Here is a 4110-nt window from a genome sequence, read left to right on the forward strand (position 1 = left end):
GGATAGGCCGCATACAACTCACGCCCCATCCCCAGCCGCTGACTCCCCTGCCCCGTGAACAGGAACGCCAGCTTGCCCGCGACGGGCGAGCCGGTCACCACGCCCGGCGCCGACTCGCCCGCGGACAGGGCGGCGAGGCCCGACAGCAAGGCGTCGCGGTCCTCGGCGACGACGACGGCGCGGTCCTCGAAGGAGGCGCGGGTCGTGGCGAGGGAGTGCGCGACGTCGACCGCGCGCGTCCCGGCGTTCCGGTCGACGTACGCGTGAAGGCGGCGGGCCTGCTCGCGGAGCGCGTCGCGTCCCTTCGCCGAGAGCGGCAACGGCACCGCGCCCCCGGCGGCGGGTGCCGGGGCGGCGGCCGGGGCGTCCGTCTCCTCTGGCTCCGGGGCCTGCTCGATGATCGTGTGCACGTTGGTCCCGCTGACGCCGAACGCCGAGACGCCGACGCGGCGCGGGCGGCCGGTCTCCGGCCAGTCCACGGCGTCGGTGAGCAGGGACACCGCGCCCGTCGACCAGTCGACGTGCGAGGTCGGCCGGTCGACGTGAAGGGTGCGCGGCAGCACACCGTGCCGCATCGCCATGACCATCTTGATGATGCCCGCGACACCCGCGGCGTTCTGCGTGTGGCCGATGTTGGACTTGAGGGAGCCCAGGAGCAGCGGCCGGTCCTCGGGCCGGTCCTGGCCGTAGGTGGCGAGCAGTGCCTGAGCCTCGATGGGGTCGCCCAGGGTGGTGCCGGTGCCGTGCGCCTCGACGGCGTCGATGTCGGCGGGGGTCAGGCGGGCGTTCTCCAGTGCCTGGCGGATGACGCGCTGCTGGGACGGGCCGTTGGGGGCCGTCAGGCCGTTGCTCGCGCCGTCCTGGTTGACCGCCGAACCGCGGACCACGGCGAGTACGGGGTGGCCGTTGCGGACCGCGTCGGACAGGCGCTCGACGAGGAGCACGCCGACGCCCTCGGACCAGCCGGTGCCGTCGGCTGCTTCGGCGAAGGACCGGCAGCGGCCGTCGGCGGACAGGCCGCGCTGGCGGCTGAACTCCACGAACACGTCGGGTCCGGCGAGCACGGTGACGCCCGCGGCCAGGGCGAGGGAGCACTCGCCCTGCCGCAGGGCCTGGACGGCCATGTGCAGGGCGACGGAGGAGGACGAGCAGGCGGTGTCGATGGTCGCGGCGGGGCCTTCGAGGCCGAAGACGTAGGCGAGGCGGCCGGAGACGACACTGGAGGCGGTGCCGGTGAGGAGGTGGCCCTCCACGCCGTCGGGGAGGTCCCCGGCTCCGGCGCCGTACGCGTTGGCGGAGGCGCCGACGAAGACACCGGCCCGGCTGCCGCGCAGGGTGGCCGGGTCGATCCCGGCGCGTTCGAACGTCTCCCAGGTGGTCTCCAGCAGCAGGCGCTGCTGCGGGTCCATGGCCAGCGCCTCGCGCGGCGAGATCCCGAAGAAGGCGGGATCGAAGTCGCCGGCGTCGTGGAGGAAGCCGCCGTGGCGGGCGTAGGTGGTGCCCTCGTGGTCGGGGTCCGGGTCGTACAGCGACTCGATGTCCCAGCCCCGGTCGACGGGGAAGCCGGTGATGCCGTCGCCGCCGCGGTCGACGAGGTCCCACAGGTCCTCGGGCGAGCGGACGCCGCCAGGGAAGCGGCAGCCCATGGCGACGATCGCGATCGGCTCGCGCGAGGCGTCGGTCAGCTCCCGGTTCCGGCGGCGCAGCCGCTCGGTCTCCTTCAGCGATACCCGCAGCGCTTCAACGACTTTTTCGTTCGGGGTTGTCATCACATACTCCGCACTTCGGGCACGTCAGGATCGGTTGCTGTCGTCGCCGGTGGCCCCGCCGTGGGACCCGTCGGGGTCGCCGTGGCCGTCGAGTGCCAGGTCGAGGAGGGCTTGGAGGTCCATCGCGTCGATGGAGTCCGCGGCGTCCGCGGTGTCGGGGTCCGCCGCGCCGGCGGGTGTGCCGTCCGGGGCGGCGAGCCGCAGCAGGGTGTCCAGCAGTCCGGCCTCGCGGATCCGGCCCAGCGGGATGGTGGCCAGCGTCCGGCGCAGTTCGGCGTCCTGCGGGTCGCTGTCCACGGGGGCGGCGGGGGTGCCGGCGGCCTCGGGGAAGAGGCTGTGCAGCAGGTGCCCGGTGAGGGCGCGGGGGTTGGGGTAGTCGAACACGAGGCTGGAGGGCAGGCGCAGCCCGCACGCCGCGGCCAGGCGGTTGCGCAGTTCGACGGCGGTCAGCGAGTCGAAGCCGAGGTCCTTGAAGGCGCGTTCGGCGGCGACGGCGGAGCTGTGTCCGAGGGCCGCCGCCGCGTGCTCGCGCACGAGGTCCAGCAGGGCCGACTGCCGGTCGTCGCCGGTGAGTTCGGCGAGGCGCCGGAGTGTCGCGGAGGACGGGTCGCCGGTGCCGTCCGCGGTGGCCGCCGGGCCGGCGCGCAGGGCGTCGCGGACCTCGGGGAGGTCGGCGACGAGGGGGCGGGGCCGGGCCGCGGTGAAGGCCGGTGCGAAGCGCGCCCAGTCCACCTCCGCGACCGTCACGGCCGCCTCGGGCCCGGCAACGGCGCGTCCCAGCGCCAGCAGGTTGCCGGCCGGGGCCATGGGCGGCAGTCCGCGGCGGCGCAGCTGCTCCTCCGCGTCGCCCTCGGCCGCCATGCCGCCGTCGGCCCACGGGCCCCAGGCGACGGCGGTCGCGGGCAGGCCCTCGGACCTGCGCCGCTCCGCGAGCGCGTCGAGGAAGGCGTTGGCCGCCGCGTACGCGCCCTGGCCGCCGCTGCCCCAGACACCGGCGATGGACGAGAAGAGCACGAAGGCGTCGAGCGAGTCCGGCGTGCCGAAGAGCGCGTCGAGGTTCACGGCACCGGCGGTCTTCGCGGCCACGACGTGGGCGAGTCCGGGCAGGTCGGTGTGTGTCCCGGGCGGCTGCGAGACACCGGCGGCGTGCACGACGGCACGCACCGGAGTGCCCTCCGCGGCCAGCCGCTCAACGAGCGCCCCCAGCGCGGCCCGGTCGGCGACATCGCACGCGGCGAGCGTCACGTGCGCGCCGAGCCCCGACAGCTCCCTCTCCAGCTCCGCCGCGCCCGGCGCGTCGGCTCCCTTGCGGCTGACGAGGACAAGCCGCTGCGCTCCGTGCCCGGCAAGCCATCGTGCCGTGTGGCGGCCGAGCGCGCCCGTGCCGCCGGTGACGAGCACAGTGCCGCGCGGGGTCCAGGTCCCGGCGCCCGGTCCCTGGGGCGCGGCACGCTCCAGGCGCCGTACGAAGGTTCCGGACGCGCGGACGGCCAGCTGGTCCTCGTCGCCTGCTCCGGCGAGCACCGCCGCCAGGCGGTTCAGCGCCCGTTCGTCGCAGTCGGAGGGCAGGTCGACGAGTCCGCCCCAGCGGTCGGGGTGCTCCAGGGCCACGACCCGGCCCAGGCCCCAGACGTGGGCCTGGGCGGCTCCGGCGAGCCCGTCCGCGGCGACGGCCGCAACGGCGTCGCGGGTCACGCACCACAGCGGCCCGTCGACCCCGGAGGCCTCGCCGGTCAGCGCCTCGGCGAGCGCGGAGGTCAGCGCGAGGCCAACCGGGACTCCGGGGTGCTCGGGGTGGGGCCGTTCGTCCAGCGCGAGGAGCGACAGGACACCGGCCACGACGGCGTGTCCGCGCAGGCGGGCGGCGATCGCGTCCGGTGCGGCGTCGGTGGCGTCGAGCACGACCGGTACGACATGGGCGCCGCCGGCCTCGATGCGCGCCGTCACGGCAGCGATCCAGGGGTCGTCGGCGTGGGCGGCCGGGAGGGCCACCAGCCAGTCGCCGGTGGGGGTGGCGTCGCCGTTCCCCAGAGGCCACGGGTGCCAGGCGACGCGGTAGCGCCGTGCGTCCGCCTGCGTACGCGCCCTCTGGTCCCGGCGCCAGAGCGACAGGGCGGGCAACACGGCGCTCAGTGGCTGCTCCGCGTCGACGCCCAACTCCTCGGCGATCCCGGTCGGACCGGCGTTCTCGACCACCTCCCAGAAGCGGGCGTCCACCGCGTCGCGCGCGGCGTCGGCGGCGGGCCGCGGGGCCGCGGGCTCGGGCCAGTAGCGCTCGCGCTGGAAGGCGTAGGTGGGCAGGTCCACGCGGCGGGCGCCGGTCCCGGCGAAGAACCGGGCC

General features: G+C 76.1%; 2 protein-coding genes. Both read right to left on the reverse strand.

Going from position 1 to position 4110, the window contains the following annotated elements:
- Nucleotides 1-1772: type I polyketide synthase (locus ACP4IX_RS35870; protein ID WP_426558785.1), on the reverse strand; the 1772-nt coding region annotated here is incomplete at its 3' end.
- A gap of 21 nt (nt 1773-1793) precedes the next feature.
- Nucleotides 1794-4110 (reverse strand): SDR family NAD(P)-dependent oxidoreductase (locus ACP4IX_RS35875; protein WP_426558787.1); only part of this gene is annotated, 2317 nt, incomplete at its 5' end.

The organism is Streptomyces sp. WG5 (assembly GCF_049974565.1).
Classification (GTDB): domain Bacteria; phylum Actinomycetota; class Actinomycetes; order Streptomycetales; family Streptomycetaceae; genus Streptomyces.